This window comes from Catenovulum maritimum (assembly GCF_001050375.1).
Lineage (GTDB): Bacteria > Pseudomonadota > Gammaproteobacteria > Enterobacterales > Alteromonadaceae > Catenovulum > Catenovulum maritimum.
In genome coordinates this window covers 100,699-123,696 of sequence record NZ_KQ130482.1, presented here as the reverse complement: position 1 = coordinate 123,696, position 22,998 = coordinate 100,699, and the positions used below count along the sequence as shown (strand labels likewise).

The window sequence follows — 22,998 nt, the reverse complement described above, 5'->3', positions numbered from 1 at the left end:
TACTTGATTCGTTAGGGCATGTTTTCTTGGCCTATAATTATTGATTACAGCTCAAAAATAATACAAAAAATTATTCACCCTAGTTCGATAGAGAAACCTGTTATGCCTAAATATAAGTTTACCTTAAACCAGCAAGCTATAGTGACGCCAGATGTCGCTAAAGATACCCCCTTACTTTGGGTTTTAAGAGATGCACTTAACCTACAGGGCACTAAATATGGCTGTGGAAAGGGCCTTTGCGGTGCTTGTACTGTTCATTTTAACGGCAGCCCTACGCGCGCCTGTCAGCTGCCGGTTGAAGCTGCTTCGGAGCAGAAAATTACGACAATAGAAGGTTTAGCTACAGCGGATAAACTTCACCCTGTACAGCAAGCTTGGCTAGATTTAGATGTCCCTCAGTGCGGCTACTGTCAGGCTGGACAAATTATGTCTGCGGTTTCTTTATTGGAAAATATCCCTCAGCCGACAGATGAGCAAATTGAACAAATGATGTCAGGTAATATTTGTCGATGCGGTACTTACAATCGAATTAAAGACGCAATCAAAGTGGCAGCAGGTATCAAAGATGACAGCATTTATCGAATTGATATCAAATAACGGCTAGGCCCTGCTTGTCATACTTTTTAAATCGAATATCTATCACTAACAATTTATTTTCCCTCAGTTGGGATGAGTAAAATAAGGTAAATCTTATGGAATTATTTAATGTAAACCGACGAAATTTTTTAAAAATGACAGGCATAAGTGCGGGCGGTTTAATTTTAGGTTGGAGTGTTCCAAAGTTTGCCATTGCGGCAACAGCGGATAACGAACACAGTTTAAATGCTTATTTACTCATATCAACTGACAATACAATAACCTTGTTTTCACCTAACCCAGAAATCGGCCAAGGTGTAAAAACGGCTCTACCTATGATAATAGCTGAGGAGCTAGAAGCGGATTGGCAAGCTGTCGTCGTTAAACAATCGACCATTGATAGTAAGTTATATAAAAGGCAAGCTGCAGGCGGTTCTCGTTCGGTAAATGTGTCTTGGGACAAACTCAGATATGCGGGCGCCAGTGCCAAATTAATGTTGATAAAAGCGGCAAGCTTAGAATGGCAGGTAGCAGAAGCAGAGTGCTTTGCTGAAAATGCACATGTGATCCACAAAGCCACACAGAGAAAACTTAGTTACGGCGAGCTAGCAGAAAAAGCGGCGTTATTAGATGTACCCGCAGATAAGCAGGTTAAATTAAAATCAGTTAACGAGTATAACTTAATTGGCAAGCGAGTTGGTGGCGTCGATAATGCCGCGATAGTTACAGGCCAGCCCTTATTTGGCATTGACCAACAAATACCTAACATGCTGTATGCCACTTATGCTAAATGCCCAGCCTATAATGGCAAACCTATTTCGGCTAATTTAGCAGAAGTAAAACAGCAACCCGGTGTAATTGATGCTTTTATCATTAAAGGTAGCAGAAGCCCAAGGCAGTTGCCGCATGGGGTTGCAATAGTTGGGACTTCGACTTGGGCTGTATTTAAAGCTAAGCAAATTTTAAAAGTAAAATGGGACACAAAAAAAGCAGCTAAAGACAGTTTAACCCAGCTACAAGCACAAGCAGGTAAATTTGCACTGCATGATAAAGGCGATCAGGCGTTGTTAACTCAAGGCGACGTCAAGCAAGGGTTTAAGCAGGCAGAGCAAACCGTATCGAGTTTATATACTTATCCTTACTTAGCACATACTCCACTTGAGCCTATGAATGCAAGTGCATGGTATACAGGAGACGCACTTCACATATGGGCGCCGGCGCAGATACCACAAGGCGGGAAAAGTTTAGCGGCAAAATATTGTAAGTTAGATGAATCTAAAGTGGTTTTTCATCAAACTCGAGTTGGAGGTGGATTTGGACGCCGTCTCGCCAACGACTATGTGATGGAAGCTGTCGCTATTAGCAAGCAGATTAAACAACCAGTGCAATATGTTTCAACTCGTGAAGAAGATACGACACATGATCATTACCGCCCATCAGCCTTTTTTAAAATGAAAGCCGGAATAGATAAGCAGGGTAAAATTTCTGCTTGGCAGGAGCATTTCATTACACTGGGCGGAAATAAAAAAGCTGGGGGACCAGCTGGGCGGATTTTACCTGAATTCCCTGCGCCTTTACTGAGTAATTTTGAGTTAACTCAATCACTGGTGAAATCTAGAATGCCGATTGGTGCAATGCGTGCGCCTATTTCAAATGGCGTAGCCTTTCCGCTACAATCTTTTTTACATGAAATATCAACCGCAGCTAAACGTGATCATTTAGAGTTCTTACTCGAAATACTCGGAGACCCGGTCTGGCTAAAACCAAATAATAAAGATTCATTGCACACGGGAAGAGCTGCTGAGGTGTTAAAGCTTGCTGCAACTAAAGCTGGGTGGGGTAAACCTCTAGCCAAAGGGCAGGGTATGGGGATTGCGTTTTATTTTAGTCACTCAACCCCTGTAGCTCAGGTTGTTGAGTTAAGCGTTGATAGTAATAAGAAAATTAAGCTACATAAGATTACTGTCGCTGCTGATGCAGGGCCAATCGTTAATTTAAGTGGCGCAGAGCATCAATGTCAGGGCTCTGTCATTGATGGAATTAGTATTGCTATGGGGCAGGAAATTACTTTTACCAATGGCGTGGTAGAGCAGACTAATTTCGACGATTATCCATTACAAAGAATAAATGGCATCCCTGAAATCGAGGTGCATTTTATTCAAAGCGATTTTCAACCAACTGGATTAGGAGAACCTGCTCTGCCGCCAACAGCGCCTGCTTTATGTAATGCAATCGCAGCGGCAACGGGTGAAAGGGTTTATCAATTGCCTTTAAATAAATCGGGTTTTAGTTTGTAGTTCTTGGGCTTGTGCATTTGTGTTATTTGTAAAATTCTTGTAATTAACAAAACATACTACCTATAATTTTGTAGTATCTTTGTTGAAATTTAATTGGAAATATATCAATGATAAAAAAATTTAATAAGCTAATAATGTTGAGCGTGTTAGCTTTTTATACACTAACTGCAACTAGTGCTGAAAGGCCGAACATTCTGCTTATTTTGGCTGATGATTTAGGCTATGCCGACGTTGGCTTTAACAATGGCGCTCCTGATATTAAAACACCAAAGATAGATAAACTTGCTGAGAATGGTTTACAGTTTGCGCAAGCTTACACAGCGCATCCATTTTGTGGGCCAAGCCGAGCTGCTTTAATGACAGGTTTATATCCACATAAAATTGGTTCCCAATTTAATTTGCCTGCAGCAGGTTCTGATTTTGGTATTAGCCTAAAAGAACCCTTCATTAGTAAAGTACTACAAGATTCAGGCTATTTTACTGGCGCAATCGGTAAATGGCATTTAGGTGAAGCGCCTGATTTTCATCCTAATAAACGCGGTTTCGATGAATTTTTTGGTTTTCTCGGTGGCGGTCATGTTTACTTTCCAGAAAAATATTTGCCGAAATACGATAGCATGATAAAGCGCAATGCAAAAAACATCTGGAATTACTTACTGCCGATGGAGCGAAATGGTGTTGAAGAAAGACAAACAGAGTATGTAACTGACTTTTTATCAACAGAGGCGATATCTTTTATCGACAAAGCTAAAGGTAAGTCACAGCCTTTCTTTTTATACCTTGCTTACAATGCACCGCACACACCGCTTGAAGCTAAAGAGGATGATTTAGCATTATTTTCTGATATCAAAGACATAAAACGTAGAACTTATGTTGCTATGGTCTATGCTATGGATCGCGGAATTGGCAGAATAACGGCAAGATTAAAAGCAAATAACCAATTAGATAATACACTTATCGTCTTTTTAAGCGATAACGGTGGTAAAACAAGTCAAGGCGGGCGTAACTTCCCGCTAAAAGAAGGTAAAGGAAGTGTTCAAGAAGGCGGTTATAGAACACCAATGTTGTTCCACTGGCCTGCTAAAATTAAATCTGGCACTCAGTATCCACATCCTGTGTTAGCTATAGATTTTTATCCTACTTTCGTTCAACTTGCACAAGCTAAATTACCAAATGGCAAAGAGTTGCATGGTAAAAAAATGTGGCCACATATTATAAATGGTACCGAGGTTCATAAAAATGAAGCCTTCTATGTATTACGCCATCGTGAAAAAGGTAGTGACGTTGCTTCGCGAAAAGGGCAGTGGAAAGCGATATCAAATGGTAACAAAGGCTGGCGTTTATATAATATTTACGACGATATGGCTGAAAATAATGATTTAAGCTCGAAACATCCAAACATTCTAAAAGATATGGTTGAAGAGATGCATCAATGGACAAAATCGAACTCAAAACCGAACTGGTTCCATGCGCCATCGGCGGAAAAAACGTGGAAAGAAAACAAAATGCCAAGGTTTGAAGAAACCTTTGGTCTATAAATATAATTAACCTGAACTCTGGATAACAACTTGCTTTCTAGGGGCTACTTATCCTTATAACTGCGTTGAATTCGCTAGTAATAGCCAGCTATTACGTACACAAATTTGCCTTGCTCTAAGAATAATTACCTTCCTAGAAGAGTTATGAATAAACTTTGTTGTAAATTACAACGTATTAGCTAACTCGTTATCCAGAGTTCAGGTTTATTACTAAACAGTTCATCTATTAAGATGAACTGTTTAATCATCTTTCGAGCTCCGCTCTCATTCAAGCCAAGCCAAAATTACATTTTTCCATCACCAACATAAAACCTAAAATTATTACCCCTAATTCAGATTATTTAAATCAGAAAAATACGGAAAGGGGCTTTCCAGTCTTATTTAACTTCAAGCAAGCAATAGTAGAATTATTTACTTTGACCCGAAAATTTATAATTGTTATATTTGTGTTATATTTTTAAACATATTATGTTTTGTAGTTTGTATATGAAAAATATTAAATGGAGTTCGCTCCTTATATCTGGTTTATTGATCAATTGTGGCGGTACGCTAGATGTCTCTATTCCATCTCCTGAAAAAGACGATTCTGAACAAGTTGAAGATAAAATTGTACCTAGCTTAAAACATCTGGATGCATCTAAGTGGGAGTTAGTACCCGAATTATCTGATGAATTCGAGCAATCAGACTTTGATTTAGCAAAATGGGTTAATGATCCATCTGATTGGGGACCTTGGTCTTGGAAGCCTGAAAATACTGGGATTGAAGATGGTCGTTTAAAAATAACCATGAATTACGAACCGCATCAAACTCAGCGTCGCGCATGGAAAGATGGCGGGAAATGGGTCGACGTTGATTTATTTTATACTTCTGGAATTTTGCGATCGAAACAAACTCAAATCTACGGCTATTATGAAGCTAGGATTAAAGGCGTACCTACGTTTCCTGGATCTAGCCCTGCATTTTGGATTTACAGTATTGGCCAAGAGCAGGCTGGGATGGCTGAAGGGGCGATCAAATATTCAGAAGTCGATATTGTTGAGTTAACACAATCTGAATGGGCGGGGATCCCAAATGTTTTCCATGGTCCTGAAGTGATTGACATGAATTTACATACTCGAATCGTTGAAAATGGAGAAGTTGTTTGGAAGCGACCTGGGGGTTATCCTGAACTTACCAAAAATGAAATTCATGCCGACTTTGATCCTAGAGATGATTTTCATATCTATGGTGCAGAAGTTACGCCTGAATACGTCACTTGGTATTTAGATGGTGAGCAAGTTGCTCAAAAAGTGAATCATCATTGGCATTTGCCTATGCATGTTACTTTATCTTTAGGTCTGCGACGTCCGCATGTGACTTATAACAATTGTCCAGATGGTTTAGACCGATGTGTCGTTCCTAGCGCTGCGACTGCAGACGGCTATCCAACAGATATGTTGGTAGATTGGGTAAGGGTATATAAGAAGCTTGATTAATTGGTTTTTTTTAATTTTTAGTACGCAAAAAGGGACCCTATAACAAAATCTGTGTAACTGCCTATTATTAATACCCATGTAGGGTTTAAGATAGGCAGACTATGAATAAAAAAGAACTTGAAGCGTTTGCAAAGCAAGCCGCTAAATCAATTAAAACCGAAGCAGACTTAACTGACTTTCGTAAAATGCTAACTAAGGTAACTGTTGAAGCAGCACTTAACGCTGAACTAGACGAGCACCTTGGCTACGCCCGCCATGAACAATCTGAGCATCAGAATTACCGTAATGGTTATTCACCTAAAACCATTCGCACAGAAGATGGCGAGGTTGAGTTAGACGCACCTCGTGACAGAGACTCTAGTTTTGAGCCTCAGCTCGTTAAGAAAAACCAAACCCGTTTTACCTCGATGGATGACAAGATTTTATACCTGTATTCCAAAGGTATGACAACGCGTGATATCGTCGCAACCTTCAAAGAAATGTATGATGCTGATGTCTCACCAACACTTATTTCTAGAGTGACCAATGCGGTTATTGAACAAGTGGTTGAATGGCAAGCGAGACCTCTCGATGCCGTTTATCCTATCGTCTATCTCGACTGTTTAGTGGTTAAAATTAGGCAAGATAAGCAAGTCATCAATAAAGCTGTTTACCTTGCGCTTGGCGTCAATGTTGAAGGCCATAAAGAATTACTTGGCATGTGGATATCAGAAAATGAAGGGGCTAAATTTTGGCTCAATGTGCTCACGGAGCTGAAAAATCGAGGCGTCAAAGATATCCTCATCGCTTGTGTTGATGGGCTAAAAGGATTTCCTGATGCGATTAATACCGTTTATCCTGATACGCAAATTCAGCTCTGTATTGTCCATATGGTGCGTAACTCATTGAAGTTCGTGCCATGGAAAGATTACAAAACTATCACAGCTGATTTAAAACGTATTTACCAATCAGTCACTGAAGATGATGCTTTGCTGTCACTTGAGCAATTTGAACAGCGTTGGGATAGTAAATACCCCAACATATCACGCTCGTGGCGTAACAACTGGCAAAATGTCAGCACGCTATTTAATTACCCTGAGGATATACGTAAAGCAATTTATACCACGAACGCCATTGAGTCACTGAACAGTGTTATTCGTAAAGCGATTAAAAAACGTAAGTTATTTCCGCATGATGATTCAGCGAAGAAAGTTATCTATTTGGCGATTGAGCAAGCATCGAAAAAATGGACGATGCCGATAAGAAATTGGAAAACGGCCTTGAATCGATTTATGATTGAATTCGAAGACCGTTTGAAAGATGTTATTTAAACCTGGCAGTTACACAAAATGTGTTTCAGGGTCCAAAAAGGTGATAGCACTCGCTATCACCTTTAGTCCAATTAGTTAGTTAACATACTGACGCTATTATTATTGTCACTAATACTATTCAATACGACAGACTCTCCATTTGTCCACTTAACTTCCATTTTTACAAATTGAGCTTGCTTACCAATACCAAAATGTACAGTATCATTAAATGATTGAGAATAAGGTGCGGCACCGTAACCGACTCTTTGAGTTTGAGTGATTCCATTATCTAGATAGAGGGTCACTATGGCGCCAAGTGCAGTCGCTTTCCCCGTCGGTGAGTTCGATACTTTAAACTTGATGAAGTTATTTTTCTGCTTGATTGACTTACTGTTTTTATATAAATGCCACAAACCTCTTTCGTTGGTGTAGATCAAATCGACTAAACCATCTTGGTTGTAATCCAGTGCATCAGCTCCCATCCCAAAAGTTCCCATCCCTGCAGATTCGATTTGATGGTGAGTCACTAAATTAAATTGGCCACGGCCGTTGTTAATTAATAAGGCTTGTTTAACCGGATTCGCTAATGTGCCATGCTTGACAACAAATAAATCGTTAAAACCATCATTATTGTAATCAGCAACTGCAGTACCTGTCGTGTTGATAAGCTGGTCTAATTGACTTGATGCAGAAATATCGAGCAACTTTCCTTGAATATTTTCGAGTAAGATACCTGAATGTTGGTCGATAGGTTTGTTTTCTATTTGATTTATAATGACATCAACTAACGTCATTGTGCCTAAAAATTGAGTTAGTGCAGCTAACCGCCAATTTCCATCACCTAAATAACCTATGTGTATGCTGTCTTTTTCTAAGTCGGAGTGGTCTGGGAATCCATTCGCATCGTGATGATTAATGCTTAGATCGACCCCAGCATGCCAATCATTTTTAGATAAATCTAACAGTGTTTTAGTTTTACCTAAGTAAACTCGCTTCTTTAATACTTTTTGGAAGTTAGTAATTTTTAGAATGTCACCAGCTTGGATTTGCTTAATATCTATTTTTTTACTGTTTCTGACTGCGACTGCTAAATTTTTCTCTTCAGCATCATAATGTAGGTACTGCTTGTCTATCTCGCCTGAGCGATTTAAGAACAGGTCAAAGTCGCCGTCATTATCAAAGTCGATTTCAGCTATTCCTAATACATGCGTGATTTGGTTACCCGCTAGGACTTGCTCGGTGACGTTTTTATAGCCTAGGTTGCCATCGCCCTGATATAGTTTGATCGGTTGAGAAGTGCCATAAAAAATAAGGTCAAAAATCCCATCATTGTTAAAGTCAGTGATTTTTAATCTTTGTGCTTCACCGCGAATCGTTGGTAGCCTTGAATGGAGCGTATAATGACCTTTGCCATTATTTTCGTAGACAAAAATCTGGCTCTGTTTATCTTTTGATGACATAGCGCCTGGTAAGATTAAGTCGAGATCGCCATCTTTGTCAGCGTCAACAAGTTTAGCGCCTCTGCCTCTACCTGCTACAAAGTTTTTATCTAAATCAGCAAGTTTAGATATTTTTCTATTTTTCTCTATTTGGTAGAATTCTGGTTTTCTAAGGTTGGTTCCAGCCCCACCACCTTGAGAAACGACAATATTAAGTTTTCCGTCTTGGTTAATATCTCCGACTGCGACACCATGTAAGTCACCACCTCTAATTGTGATCGGTTTTAAAAACTTTCCTTGGCCGTTATTCCAATACATCTTCATCAGCCTGCCGTGATCGAGCAAAAGTAGATCGGTATGACCGTCTTGATCAAAATCCGCGACAATTGGATTATCCCACTTTCTTCGGTTTAACGTTTCCAGATTGATATCTTCTTGGGCTTTAATGAAAACTAACTCATTTATTTCTGGTGTTATTGTGGCGCTACACCCTGCAAGATTGGTATATACGCTCGTTACTAATAACGCGGTTAAAATGGCTTTTGGTTTGATGAAACTATGTTTCAGTGACATGTAATGATTACCTATAAATGTTTAAAAAATGAAATGGATAATTTAGCTAGCTAATTTATTGAAGGTGATAGAGCTAGATTGAGCGAATATTCGTTGACCTATTCTCTGAATGTAGTTTTAGATAATAAAAACGCTCCAAGTTGGAGCGTAAAGTTTTTAATAAATATGTGTTTCTAACACAATTCGACAATCTTTATTCAATAGTAAAAACGCGACCTTGTTTTTTACCTAAAATTTCGGTTTCGCCGGTTTCTGACAAATTAGCAACCCAAGCGAATTCACCTTTGCCATAAACCTTAATCATATCTGCGATTGGGAACTTAATTTCACCTGGTTTAGCGACGGGGACTTTGATGCTCCCTAGTTCGACCCAACCGACTTTGTTATAAAGCTTAATATATAAATCTCTTGGCTGAGTGATCGCATAAGCCACATTGAGTATATATTCTGAGTTATCTGCGATTACTTTTGGCCAGACTACTTTTTGGATTTGGTCATTATTAGAGAATTTAATTGCTTCTACATATTTATCTGCATCAACGACACGCATATTTTGACTAAGCTGCTCACCTATTTTTTCATTCCAGTTTTTACCTCTAGGGGCAATGTAAGCATTCCAACGATAGTTGCCTGGTTTTAAATCTTCGACTTTCAACTGTAAGCTGTACTTACCTGATTTTCTCAGGCGTTTCATTTTTGATGTAATTTGCTTCCAGCCATTATCTAGATCTTGTAGGGCGACATATAAATCACGGGTTTTACTAATTTCAACTTCAACATGAATAATTGGAACTTCCTTTAAGCCGATATTTTCTTGAACTGAAAAATTAATAATTTTATCTTCAGCGTGAGCAAAACTTGTCACTACTAGTAGTAAAAAAGCGGAGTACCAATATTTCATAATCTAACCTCGGTTGTTGTTTATCTCAAAACATATTATCTTTATGTTTGTGTTATTTTTATGTTAACTTAGTTTTTATAATAAAAAAAACAAAAAAGTTAAATTTATTAACTAAACTTAATTTGGTTAATAAATTTCTATTTAATATGTTTTTATATTAAACGTTTAAATATCAGTATCTTATATTTATTTTCATTAGGGTTATTTTTTGTTTAATCAAAAATAACACAAAAAAATAACATATTGATTAATTAGTAAACGTATGCTTTAATATAATTAACTTAAACATATGATGTTTATTATCATAATTATTTGGATTTGAGATGAAGTACTTAACCTTATATATTTTTAGTTTCTTACTTGTGTTATCGAATTTAGCGAACGCTAAATCTCGAAATGAAGAACAACCTAATATTGTCTTTTTGTTTGCTGATGATGCTGGATATGCCGATTTCGGTTTTCATGGCAGCAAAGTAATGAAGACGCCTAACCTAGACAAATTAGCGAAAGAAGGGGTGATTTTTACCCAAGGCTATGTATCTGATCCGACTTGTGGTCCTTCTAGAGCCGGTATTATTACTGGTAAATATCAACAAAGGTTTGGCTTTGAAGAAAATAATGTACCTGGTTATATGAGTAAAAACTCAGCTAAAGATAACAATGATATGGGCGTGCCTGTTGAAGAAGTTACCATGGGCGAGTATTTGCAAAAGCTTGGTTATGCGACGTCTTACTATGGTAAATGGCATTTAGGAGGCGCAGATAAATTTCATCCAACTAAGAATGGTTTTGATGAGTTCTACGGTTTCCGTGGCGGCGCTCGAAGCTTTTATCCATATACCGAAAAGAATAAACCACATGACGAGCTTAACTACTTAGAGCGTGGCTTTGGTAACTTTAAAGAGCATGAAGGTTATTTAACCGATGTGATTGCTGATGAAGTCGTTGATTTTATTGAACGCAAACATGCTAAAAAGCAACCTTTCTTTGCCTTTGTTTCCTTTAATGCGGTTCATACTCCAATGGAAGCTACGGAAGAAGATTTGGCGCAATTCCCAAATTTAACCGGCAACCGCAAAATTGTTGCAGCCATGACACTTTCTTTAGACAGAGCGTCTGGAAAAATCATGGATAAGTTAGAAGAGTTAGGCATAGATGACAATACTCTAGTTGTTTTCTCTAATGACAATGGCGGTCCTACAGACAAAAACGCTTCTGATAATGCGCCATTTAGTGGCACTAAATCTAACCACTTAGAAGGCGGCTTACGCGTACCATTTGTTGCTAAATGGCCGAACAAGTTTAAAGCCAATACTAAGTATCAGTTCCCGGTACTAACTCTTGATTTGTTACCTACATTCTATGCTGCGGGTGGTGGCGATACTAAAGACCTTAACAGTGTTGACGGTGTTGATTTAGCTCCATTCGTAATAGGCGAAAAAGCTGGTAGACCGCATGAAGTTATGTATTGGAAAAAAGATGTCAGAGCCACGATTCGAGTTGGCGATTGGAAATTAATTCGTTTTCCTGACCGTCCAGCAGAATTGTATTACGTACCAAACGACATCAAAGAAGTTAAAAACTATGCAGCTCAAGAGCCAGAGCGCGTAAAAGCTATGTTTAAACAGTTATTTGAGTGGGAATCAACATTGGAAAGACCTCGTTGGTTACTACAAAGAAAGTTCGAAAACATGGATATAGATCGTATGGATAAGTATCGCTGGAAAAATGCTGATAGTAAGCAATCAAGCTCGCAAATATCGATTCCTTAGCAGTATCTCAGCTAGCACAGAATGTTTTGTGCCAGCTGTCCTGGAAGCATTAGGAATTTGCAGTTCTTCTAATGCTTTATTGAATTTAAGTAAATAAAGCTAAATGACGGGGTTGTCACTTTAGCTCAAGCACTACAAACGAAGTGGAGAGGCCACATGATAAATAACTTCAAACTCAAAGCAGTTGCTACCGCTGTTGTTACATCATTTATGACAACACCTTTGTACGCAGCAGAAGAGACTGAAACAGAAAACGACGTAGAAACGATTGAAGTAACAGGTTTTAGAGGTAGCTTGATCAAAGCGATTAACTCTAAGCGTTTTGCTGATACGGTAACTGATTCAATTCACGCAGAAGATATTGGTAAATCAACTGACCAAAATATCGCTGATGCGTTATCAAGAATTACGGGTGTAACCGTACAAGAGCAAGATGGTGAAGGGACTCGAATTTCTGTTCGTGGTGCTGGCGCTCACTTGAATCAAATTTCAATGAACGGTATTGCTTTAACCAGTGGTTTAAGTGGTGACGCAGAAAGTGCTTCATCTGACCAAAGTGTTGATTTAAGTACTTTCTCTGCCGATATTTTAGGCTCAATTGATGTTATCAAGACTCAATCTGCTGAAAATGACGAAGGCTCTTTAGGTGCATCAGTTCAGTTAAATTCAATTAAACCGCTTGCTTTAAATAAGCCTAGACGTATGTTGGAGTATCAAGGTCGTTACAATGATTACTCAACTGATTACGATCGCAAAATCACAGCAAGTGTTTCAGATAAGTTTTTTGACGAGTCTTTTGGTGTAATTGTTACTTATTCAGACGAAACTCAAAAAACACGTCGCGACGAAACAAACGTAAACTGGGGTGAAAGAGCTTATCGCATCCAAGATTTTACTGCGAGCGACATGGATAATAAGGTTATTCGTGTACCGAGTGCCGTGTTTGATTCAGAAGCCGAGTACTTAGCTGCTCAAACTGATAATGATGCTTTTGCTCAAGAAATAAATGGTAAATATTATGTATACCCTAAACATAATTACCACAGAGCATCGGATAATTATGATCCAAATACGCAAATTTTAACAACTGAGGTTAATAAGTACGGTATGACTCGCGAGAGTCAAAACTTCTACTTAAACCGAAATCAACGTGACCGTAAAACCTTGAATATTGGTCTTCAATACGCACCTAGTGCGGATACAGATATTCAATTAGATTTAAGTCATGCAAAACAAGAAGTGACTAATGATAACCATTCATTATTCATGAACTATGCACCTGACTCTAATGTGCCATTAGAATTAGATCCTATGTATGCATGGCGCAACTTTAATTTAGCAAATGACACGTTTGAGCGTTGGGTTGGCCGTGGAACACAGGGTAACTTTGCGCGAAATATGGGTGTTAATACGATTGAAACAAAAGTTGCTAGCTTAAATATAAAGCAAATGCTAACGGATGACCTTCAAGTTAATATCGTTGCGGGTTACTCAAACACAGTTGATGACAACCCAAGAAACGTTCGTTTATCTACTGCAACTTGGGGTACGTTATGGGGTGGTGCGGTTAAAAGTACGCCGTTAAGCGATTTCCAACCTATGGGCTTTAACTGTATTACAGGTTCATGTATTCCATCTTTAGGTACTGAGTTTGCAAGCCGAGATGCAGTTACTGGCGCATTAGATTATAAACCAAGTCGATTCAATCCACGTGATTTACATACCAACCATGTTGGTGGTGTTAACTTTACCAGTAACTTAAGTGATGATACTGCTAAGTCTTTAGTCATTGACTTTGATTGGGCGATTGATTCAGAGCATATTCGTGAAGTTGAGTTTGGTGTTAAACGCAGTAATCGTAAGCGTGATGTGTCACGTGCGACAACGCAAATTTCTAACTCTTCTAGTGTTCAATCGAGTGAAGGTGAAATTTTAGACCTTGAGCAAATCCGCATGCAGGATATTACACTCGCTCAATTTATCGATAATGGTGCTTTCCCGGTTAATAACTTCTTAGATGAGATAATAACGCCATCTGAAGTGGATACTGGTCCTGTTAATGCTTGGACTGCTGATTCTCAAAACCTAATTCGCCCATATAAGTTAGAAGATACAGGTGGTGAGTGGATTAATGGTTGGCCATTATTAAGTGTTGATAAAGCGTTAGGTCGAGTATTGGGTCGTGATGCGTCATTAATGCGTGTTACACCAAACAACAGTGGTAGTAACACGATTGAAATCGATACGACTGCGGCTTACGGACAAATTAACTTTGAATTCTTAGACAGCCAGTTAACAGGTAACGTAGGTGTACGTTATGTAAAAGATGAAGTGAATTCATCTGGTTTCGATAGCATTCAATACTATAATAATGTGTTTGCAATTGATGCTCATGACACCATTAATGATCGTCAGCTAGCCAACATGAGCTTACCTGTATGTACAAGTGCTCGTGACTTAAGCTTCACACCAAACAGAAATTCAATCCCAGCTGATTTCTATTATCCAAATCATGAAGATTTTGCCGATTTCGATAAGTGTTATGACTGGCGTTTAACTCACACCTTTAATGATCAACGTGATAACACACAACCGAGTGTTGGCAATGGTTTACTCGAAGAATATACGGACCCTATCACAGGTAATGAGTATCAATATTTAAATGGTTTTGCGCCTGATAAGTTTGATGGTAGCCAAGCTGCATGGGATGCTGCACTGAATAACTTACAAGATGATCCAGCTTTAATCATGCTATTTGATTATTCACCTGGTGCATTTGCAGATGGTTTAGCAAATGAGTTGATTAACAAACCAACTCCAGAGCAAATTGTTACTTATGATAGTAATGGTATGCCGACAGGTGAAACTATCTCTTATCAAGCGCCTAACCCTAACCGAGCAGGCGATTTATACGCGCCTGCTGGTCGTGGCCGAGATACAGAAACTTTAAGAGCTTATTTAGACCGTTCGACTACAGCACTAAGTGGTAAAGGTTTATTACTACCTGACTACCGTGTATCAAGCCGTCGTCATGCTGATTCTAGCTATAGCATGTTTTTACCTAGCTTGAACTTAAACTATGCAATTAATGAACAAATGATAGCGCGTTTTGCGATTTCTAAAACTATGGCTCGTCCTCGCTTCGATTCATTAAATCCAGCGGTTCGATTAAATGAAAGTATTTGGGATCCTGTGGGTAGTGGTTCTTTAGGAAACGCTAGCCTAGTACCTCTAGAGTCTAAAAACTTAGATTTATCATTTGAATGGTACTTTAATGACACAGGTATTTTGTCAGCAACTTTATTCTACAAAGATATGACTAACTTCGAAGAAACCGTTGCGACACCTTACTATGCTAAAGATTTAAGAAACGTGACAGATCAAACAGAAATCGACGCTATGGAGTTTTTGATTGACCCGTCATTAGTTGATAATTCTGATGTTCAAAGTGTTATTGATTCTGACTGTTTCCGTGAGCGTTTAGCTTCAAACGATATCACAGACCAAGCATTTGAAATTAAATGTCGTGAGTTCCAAGTACAAGTTCGTCGTAACGGTAAAGGCGCGACAATTAAAGGTTTAGAGTTTGGTTATACCCATAACTATGACTTCTTACCTGGTTTCTTGTCTGGTTTAGGGACACAGTTTAACTATACCTATTCTCATTCAGAGTCTGATGAAGAAATCATCGAAACAACTGGCCAAGTATTAAAACCATTGCCACAGCCTCATACGCCTAAGCACTCAGCTAATACAACTGTGTTCTGGGAAAAAGATGGCGTACAACTGAGATTAGCGCACAGATATAGCTCTATGCAGTTAATTAATCGTCAGTTGATTAATGGTGCATCATGGTTAGATTCAACTTCGAGACTTGATTTTAGCTCTAGCTACAAAATCAATAATACCTTTACTGTCTCATTCCAAGCATTGAATTTAACAGATGACGTTCGTCGCACTTTCTTTACTGCGCAAGATTTACGCACAGAAGATGGTGAAGTATTTATCGAGAATGAAGGTAATGCTATGGAAGATAGCTCAGTTGATACAAGTAAAACTATGTCTTTACTTAAAACGGGTCGTCAATATCGCATTGGTATACGAGCTAATTTCTAAGCGAACGTAACAAATTCATAAAGTATTTATTAGGCTGCAGAGGCAGCCTACAAAAAAGTTTTGGAGAAGGTAAGATGAAAACAAACTTACTCAAAAAATCAATATTAGCAGCTGTCGTAACGTCAGCATTAGCCAGCTGTGGTGGTGATATTGACGGTTATAGTAACGAAGGCTTTAACTCTGACAGCCCGATTACTTTTGTTGAAGAGCCTGGTCAACCATTAACAGGTGAAACATTAGAAACACCAGTTGCAATTCTTGATTTATACGAAGAATTAATCAGCAAACGTGAAGCCTTTGCACAACCTGGTATTACGACAGAAGAAGCTGAAGCACTTTCAACTCGTATGCGAGAGATTGATGCTGAGCTAGCAACATACGAAGTTAGATTTAACCTATTAAAGAATGCTTTATCGGGTGACACTAATTTAGGTGATGTTGCTGACGCAACGGTTTACCTATACTCAATTTCTTATGAAGGCGAAGAGCGTTCACCAACAGTACCGGGTGCAACTTTTGTTGTTGATGGTACAGAATTAGTTGTTCGCCCTTATCGTTTAGCGAGAGCGTTAACTGAAAATGGTCCAACTAACTCAGGCACATACCGTATTAACTACAGTATGGACAATGGTTATGAGTACAACACTGATTTAACCACTTATGGTTTAGAGCTAGATACAGACCCACAATTAGTTCGTAATGCGGATTTAGCGACAGAATTATGGCTTTACCCAAGTGATAGCTTTGAAATTCCAGCGCATCCTATTACAGGTTTGCCAGTTGCTCGAGTTGAAGCAAGAACTTTATGGGATGCAAATGGTGACCCTATTAAGGCAGACCCAAATGATCCTGAAAGTGAACAAGCGACTAAGAATGTACTTGTTGCTATCGATTCGACAATTCGTACATTTGAGTTGACGATTAAAGCACTAAGAGATCCTGTTTTAGGCTTATTTACTCAGCACGATGCACCTGAAGACGCAGCGAATGATGGCCAAATCCCAGTGATTGAAGGCACGACAAATAGTGCGATTGTAAGAGGCTTGCCGCTAAACCAGTATGACGCAGGTTTTAGAGGTTGGACTTGGGCAAGTGAAGATCCAACTATCGCTTCAGTCGATGAGCAAGGTAACATTACAGGTCATTTAGTGGGCCAAACTACAGTCGTGACAGCGACTATTCCTGCAGATTGGTATGACGTTGATCCAACATTGCCAGAAGGCTTCTCACCAGTTCAACCTGCTGCTGAAGATATGCTAGGTAAGACCACAATCCGCTTAGAAGTTAACGTTGTTGAAGCGCCAACAGGTTCAGAATCAATCGCGATTTCAGATACCACAGACCAAGCTTTGCCAGATAGCATTGAGCTACCATCTTGTAGTGCTGTACCTTTCAAAGCGATTGCAACTGCGAAAGCGGGTGAAATGCTTAACGGTGACTTCTTATACAAATGGGATTATCAAGGTGAGTTAAATACCAATGTTGGTAGTCACTTTAACAATTCAACTGAGAAGTCAGGTCGTGCTGTGTTCCAAGCTAAAGATATTTATCATTGGAGAGACGGAACACCTGATGCCAATATGGCAAGTATTAGTGTAAGTTTAACCGGTGTTGAGCCTGCACAAACTGATACGCTTGATATTAGCATTGTTGAAAATATCGCGTGTAAGAAAAAACGTGATGATGCAAGCCCGAACTGGACTTACAATGGCAAATATAGAGGTGACTTTGAATATGATGCGTTACCTACTGGTGAGGGTAGCTTCTTTGTTCGAGGTGGTCAGGGCGGTAGTGTTGATAACCCTCCTACAGCTGCGCTTTCATTAGAGAATGGTGTGACAGGTAAAGGTTTAGGCATTAAATTCCAAACGGATTTAGATGATAGCAAACTTGCTAATGGCTGGTACTACTTCATTGGCGATTCAAACACTTATCAAGGCCGCTCACGTGCGGGTATTGAATATAATGACTGGGGCGGCGCTTCAGCATCTTTATTCAAAGGTGAATTTGGTATGGTATCAGGTCCAGCTAAGTCATATGGTAAAAAAGTTAAGCCTTCTGTATGGGTTAAAGTAACTAATAAAGCTCAACTTGACCAAGATATTACAATGGACTTCTACTTCTCACCAGGTGGACCGGTTAACACGAACCTTGGGAATAACCGATATGATCCAGCTATGTTAATGACAGCTCAAGTTAAACCATTAATTGGAGTGTGGCAGTTAGTGACATTTAAAGATCCGAAAACAGACCTTGATTATATTCAGTTACCTGAAGAAGGTGATAATAGTGTAACTTGGTTTGGTCACAACGTAGGTCGTGGCGGTAACAATGTTTACCCTATGTTCTTCTTCCATAATGTTAATAAAGACGACGCTATCGTAATTGATAACTGGGCGTTCACTTCACCAGAATAAACATTAGTTTGTTCGATGTGATTTTAAAAACCTAGAGGTTAGCCTCTAGGTTTTTTTTTGCGTTGAATTTTGCTGCAAGTCTTTTATATTTAATAAGCACGCCATAGAGAAAGCTTCTTTATACCGGTATCGAAGCCAGCCATTCACAGACCCTGTTAAAGAGAAAAGAGGTTTATATGCTTATTGCTAGCACCACTAATAATCAAGTTTCCTTTCAGATTTATATCGAGGACTCTGAATACAGTGTTCGCTTTGTAAAATATAGCCACCCACAGCTAAGACTAACTAATTTAAGTCACCAGCTGGTGAGTCAATTACCAGAAAAAGCCTTTAAGCTGTTATATTCAGAAGCTGGGATTGAGCTAACTCATATAAAACGCGAAGGCTACACTTACATTCAGAGCTTTTTCGGTATTAATAACGAACAAGCTATTTTGGTCGTGTTTAAATGGTTAGTGTTTAGTTTAGAGAATGATTTTGATGATGCAGGGGTTGAGTTAGCTAAAGCGCAAAATTTCCGACTGTTAGATAAACCAGAGCAGTTTATTTTAGTATTAGATTCTGTCTCTCAAGTTGAGCAAGCTGTTATTGCGATAATTAATAAAAGAGAGTTGTCGGACGTGCAAATTGAGTTAGTCGACAAAAATAGCCTTAAATCGCTCTCTGAAGCCACATGGCCCGAAGAGCACCAATTACCTTTAGATTTACAAAAGTGCTTTAAAAAAGGCTTTTACGGCTGTTGAAATCGTGGCATTTTAAAGGATTAAGATTTCAAGCTTAGCTTTTCTGGCACTTCAGTCACAAGCTGGAGTTTATTTTTAGTGAGTAATCACTAGCTTACTTTTTGAGAGTTTTGTAGCAAGAGCATAAAAGCAGCTCCTGCTACAAAGGCTAACCTGTATTAGGTATTACAGATTAGAGATAGGGATCAACTGTGATTGGATTTCATTTCCGTTAGAAGATGAAAACATTGCAATGACAGCTAAATCGGTTAACGGCTTATTAAACTCGGCTAAATCCAATTTAAATTGGCTAGAGCCGGCGTATTTTTTGTCACCATCTAACACACTTTTATCTGTGATACCTTTTAGGTGTTTAACAATTTTACCATTTTTAACTTCAACGACACTCAGTTCTATACCGTTTGTGTTGCCTTTAATTACTTCTTCAGTGCTACCCGCATGGTAATCAAAAGATAAAGCTAGGCTCTGGTTTGTCATTTGGCTGCTTGCTAACCAGATACTTGGTTCAATTTGCCATGATCTGACATATTCAATCTGCATGTTAGCATCTTCCGGGAAGCCTTTTTTAGTGACATTATCTGGATGCGGATCGGCGCGCTGGCATTTACCATTAAATTTAATAAAGTGTCTTCTTAATCCCATAGATAAGATTAAGTGCATAGGTCTATGCCAAAATAAGTTTGCTTTACTACCGACTAAGTTACCGTCGACATACCAAAAAATTCTATCTTTTCTGTTTTCAACAGCGTATGTGTGAAAGTCCTCTGAAGGGTCAAATGGCGCATGATAGTTTAATAATTGCGTTTCTCTAAAAGCTTTGGGACGTCGCCATATCTTTTTGCCATTTTTTCCGACGATGCGTGCATGTAAGTTATGGTCCATTACATTCACCGGATCGGCATCATCCTTTTTCGGGCCATGCCAATCCGCTTGCTGTAATTCAACTATGTCTATTTCACTATAGTCGACGCTGCCTTCTACATGGCTGTCTGGAAAAGGGTGTCCGTCACTGTAAAGCCAAAACGCAGGGCTTAAACCCGGAAACATTTTCACGCCTTTAATTTTTGCTTCATAAAAGCCATAAACTGTATCAGCCGCTGTTCTGATAGCACCTGATTTATAATAAAGCTCTCTTTGGGTCAGCTTGGCAGAGCCGCCAGCTACACCGTCCCAACAGCTATCGTGGAAGGGCCTTGTATGGGTTTCTTGAGTGACGTCTATATTCAAAACACCATTTTTAACATAGGTATTTTCTGGGACAAAACTCCAAGCTCCTATCACTAAACTCTTGGGGGCATTTTCCCATTTGCTCGTGTTGATTTGGTTAGCGTTGAATTCGTCGCTAAAGTCAGCCATGGGTGAAAAGGCTAAGCTACTCTGTTCAAACCCTGTTGGGTTGCTAGCATTTGCGAAAGTGCAGATTAAGCTAGTGGATAAGGTCAATAAACTACTCAGTACAATATTTTTCATAAGCAATACTATTAATTTTATGGTCGTGCTATCAGTATAGCACTTGTTTTAACATTATAAACATAGTATGTTTAATTTTAATTTTTTGTTTGTGTGTTGTTATCCTTTTTAGACAACTAAGTAATTATTTAGGAATTAAAATGAAGTTAGTTAAGTCAAACCAATTTAAAAAATTGTTATTATCTGCTGCTATAGTCAGTGTTGTTTCTGCATGTAGTTCAACCAAAGAGGTAAGTGATACCGCAGCACCAGGATTACAACCTGCTAAGCTGTTTGCAAACTTACCTGATTATTGTCCAACGCCGGATGCGTTTGCGATTGCACCAAATGGTGATTTAACTTTATCTTGCGTTAACTACTCACAAAAAGGTAGATATCCAGGCGTTTTACTCAATATTACTAACCAAGGAAAGGTAACTAAACTTGCCGATTTAACTCCGTCAAATGGTAAAGGCAAAGTAAGACCTATGGGCATTGCTTATGCACCAGACGGATCACTTTATATATGTGACAATCAAGGCGGCAATCAAGCTAGGTTACTCCGCTTAACTTTTAAGGGTAATCAAGTCGCTTCGACTGAAGTCGTTGCATATGGCATGAGCTCTCCAAATGGCTTGAGATATCACGATGGTGCTTTATACCTAACTCAGCTTAGATTGCCAAAAATGAAATCTAAAGGCATGGCTAGTGGTTTATACCGATTTAAAACAACGGACAGAAATATTAAAGTCAGTAGCAATGGCAGTTCTGAGCACTTGATTTTTTCAGCTGATACGTTAAATCCAGATCGCGCTTTTGGTCTAGATGGCTTAGTGTTTGATAGTAAAGGTAATTTATTCACGGGTAATTTAGGCGATGGCATTATTTATAAATTGAAGCTGAATAATCAGGGCAAAGTTGTTGAGCAAGAGGTTTTTGCAACTGTACCAAAAAATGTTGGCCCAGATGGTATTAATATAGATGCTGAAGACAATCTTTATCTAGCAGGTTTTTTAAATAATCAAATTATTAAAATCACCCCTCAGAAACAAGTTTCTGTGATCGCAGATTACCCAGATAATGATGGTTCTAATGGTCAAATTGATCAGCCTGCAGACTTAATTGTTTATAATGACAAGCTTGTTATTTCAAACTTTGACTTGATGAAAGGCAAAGGGATAGTTAACACTAAAGATGATAAACAGGCTCGTATTTCTTACATACCGCTGAAGTAATCCGATTTACTGTTGTTTTATAGCGAATTAACCTGAGTTAATTCGCTATTTTGTTATCTCGCCTTGTTATCTAATTTTCTTACTTTGCTTCTCCCTAACTGCTTTATACTTTTAAGTTTTGCATAGTTATGCGTAGTTATGCATGGTTTGTTGTTATGTTTTTACTTTTTTGATTTAATTTAAGTGGATAATAAAAAATAAAAGTGAAAATTATGCGATTAACTATAAAACGACAGGCGCTTACTTTGTTAGGTATAGGCTTTTCTATTACTTGCCAAACAGTTAGTGCGGATACTTGGCATTACTTAATAGACAAAGAATTATCTCAATTTGAAACTTGGGTCGGTATTCCTCATTCAAGTGTAAAAGGCTTACAAGCAGGGACTTATCAAAGTGATGATGTGACCAAAGGGACACCGCTTGGCTTGAATAATGACCCCTTGAAGATTTTTAGTGTTATTCAAGAAGATAATCAAGTTATTATGAAAGTCACAGGTGAAATTTATGCAGGTATTAATACTAAAAAAGAGTACCAAAACTATCATCTAGTTTTTCAATTTAGGTGGGGCTGGCCAAGGTATGAGCCTAGATTAGATAAAAAGCGAGATAGCGGTCTGCTCTATCATTGCCAAGGTGAACATGGTGTCTTTTGGCACACGTGGAAGGCTTGCCTCGAATACCAAATACAAGAAAGCGACGTGGGGGATTACTTAGGGCTTAAAGGGCCAAAAGGTCAATATAGAGGCTTTATGGTTGAAAAAGGCAATAAGCCAGATAAACGTGATAACGGATTATATTATTACGACCCTAATAGCGATAACATCATTACTGGGGCGAGATATACAAACGCTTATATAGAGAATGAAATGCCGCTAGGAAATTGGAATACTGTGGAGTTATATGCAGTTGGAGATGAAGCTGTGCATATAGTTAATGGCGAAGTCGTCATGTTTGTTGAAAACTTACAAGATAAACATGGCAAGCCTTTAACTAAAGGACAAGTTCAATTTCAATCAGAAGCTGCAGAAATTTATTATAAGGATATGAAGATTCGAACTGTTACTCAATTACCACCAGAAATCGAAGCTCAAATTCGTCGAATTGATTAGCACATACTCAATCTCAGAGTAGAGTCGGCTCTATTAGATATGATAGCCCTTAACCCGAAAATATCGAA

General features: G+C 38.7%; 14 protein-coding genes. 11 read left to right on the top strand and 3 right to left on the bottom strand.

Annotated elements, in window-relative coordinates; genetic code table 11:
- Positions 1 to 102 precede the first annotated feature (102 nt).
- The 5 genes from XM47_RS00360 to XM47_RS00340 all read left to right on the top strand — a co-directional run bounded on the left by XM47_RS00360 (position 103) and on the right by XM47_RS00340 (position 7,197).
- Complete coding sequence (locus tag XM47_RS00360) at positions 103 to 597, top strand: (2Fe-2S)-binding protein (RefSeq protein ID WP_048689129.1); 495 nt, start codon at positions 103 to 105, stop codon at positions 595 to 597.
- A 95-nt stretch (positions 598 to 692) separates the two neighbouring features.
- Entirely contained in the window at positions 693 to 2,873 is a 2,181-nt protein-coding gene (locus XM47_RS00355) for a xanthine dehydrogenase family protein molybdopterin-binding subunit (protein WP_048688054.1), read from the top strand.
- Between the two features lie 107 nt (positions 2,874 to 2,980).
- Complete coding sequence (locus XM47_RS00350) at positions 2,981 to 4,411, top strand: sulfatase family protein (RefSeq protein WP_053084482.1); 1,431 nt, start codon at positions 2,981 to 2,983, stop codon at positions 4,409 to 4,411.
- 486 nt (positions 4,412 to 4,897) lie between these two features.
- Positions 4,898 to 5,887, top strand: coding sequence for a family 16 glycosylhydrolase (locus XM47_RS00345; protein ID WP_048688053.1), 990 nt, complete (start codon positions 4,898 to 4,900; stop codon positions 5,885 to 5,887).
- Positions 5,888 to 5,988: 101 nt separating this feature from the next.
- Positions 5,989 to 7,197: an IS256 family transposase gene (locus tag XM47_RS00340; protein WP_048688050.1), complete on the top strand. Its 1,209-nt coding sequence runs from the start codon at positions 5,989 to 5,991 to the stop codon at positions 7,195 to 7,197.
- Positions 7,198 to 7,268: 71 nt separating this feature from the next.
- Here XM47_RS00340 and XM47_RS00335 read toward each other — a convergent pair whose 3' ends face one another.
- Entirely contained in the window at positions 7,269 to 9,188 is a 1,920-nt protein-coding gene (locus XM47_RS00335) for a CRTAC1 family protein (RefSeq protein WP_048688047.1), read from the bottom strand.
- Positions 9,189 to 9,381: 193 nt separating this feature from the next.
- Positions 9,382 to 10,089, bottom strand: coding sequence for a hypothetical protein (locus XM47_RS00330; protein ID WP_048688045.1), 708 nt, complete (start codon positions 10,087 to 10,089; stop codon positions 9,382 to 9,384).
- A gap of 323 nt (positions 10,090 to 10,412) precedes the next feature.
- Here XM47_RS00330 and XM47_RS00325 point away from each other — a divergent pair, with 323 nt between their 5' ends.
- The 4 genes from XM47_RS00325 to XM47_RS00310 all read left to right on the top strand — a co-directional run bounded on the left by XM47_RS00325 (position 10,413) and on the right by XM47_RS00310 (position 19,137).
- Complete coding sequence (locus XM47_RS00325) at positions 10,413 to 11,861, top strand: sulfatase-like hydrolase/transferase (protein ID WP_048688042.1); 1,449 nt, start codon at positions 10,413 to 10,415, stop codon at positions 11,859 to 11,861.
- Between the two features lie 156 nt (positions 11,862 to 12,017).
- Positions 12,018 to 15,977: a TonB-dependent receptor domain-containing protein gene (locus XM47_RS00320; RefSeq protein WP_048688040.1), complete on the top strand. Its 3,960-nt coding sequence runs from the start codon at positions 12,018 to 12,020 to the stop codon at positions 15,975 to 15,977.
- A 74-nt stretch (positions 15,978 to 16,051) separates the two neighbouring features.
- Positions 16,052 to 18,394, top strand: coding sequence for an Ig-like domain-containing protein (locus XM47_RS00315; RefSeq protein WP_048688037.1), 2,343 nt, complete (start codon positions 16,052 to 16,054; stop codon positions 18,392 to 18,394).
- A gap of 176 nt (positions 18,395 to 18,570) precedes the next feature.
- A complete protein-coding gene (locus XM47_RS00310) occupies positions 18,571 to 19,137 on the top strand; it encodes a hypothetical protein (protein WP_048688035.1) in 567 nt (188 codons plus the stop codon).
- A gap of 165 nt (positions 19,138 to 19,302) precedes the next feature.
- Here XM47_RS00310 and XM47_RS00305 read toward each other — a convergent pair whose 3' ends face one another.
- Complete coding sequence (locus tag XM47_RS00305) at positions 19,303 to 20,607, bottom strand: family 16 glycosylhydrolase (protein ID WP_078061784.1); 1,305 nt, start codon at positions 20,605 to 20,607, stop codon at positions 19,303 to 19,305.
- A 140-nt stretch (positions 20,608 to 20,747) separates the two neighbouring features.
- Between XM47_RS00305 and XM47_RS00300 the strand changes: the two genes are divergently transcribed.
- Together XM47_RS00300 and XM47_RS00295 are read left to right on the top strand one after the other, a co-directional pair.
- Entirely contained in the window at positions 20,748 to 21,821 is a 1,074-nt protein-coding gene (locus XM47_RS00300; RefSeq protein ID WP_077066422.1) for an SMP-30/gluconolactonase/LRE family protein, read from the top strand.
- Between the two features lie 212 nt (positions 21,822 to 22,033).
- Entirely contained in the window at positions 22,034 to 22,930 is an 897-nt protein-coding gene (locus XM47_RS00295; protein WP_053084481.1) for a 3-keto-disaccharide hydrolase, read from the top strand.
- Positions 22,931 to 22,998: the final 68 nt, after the last annotated feature.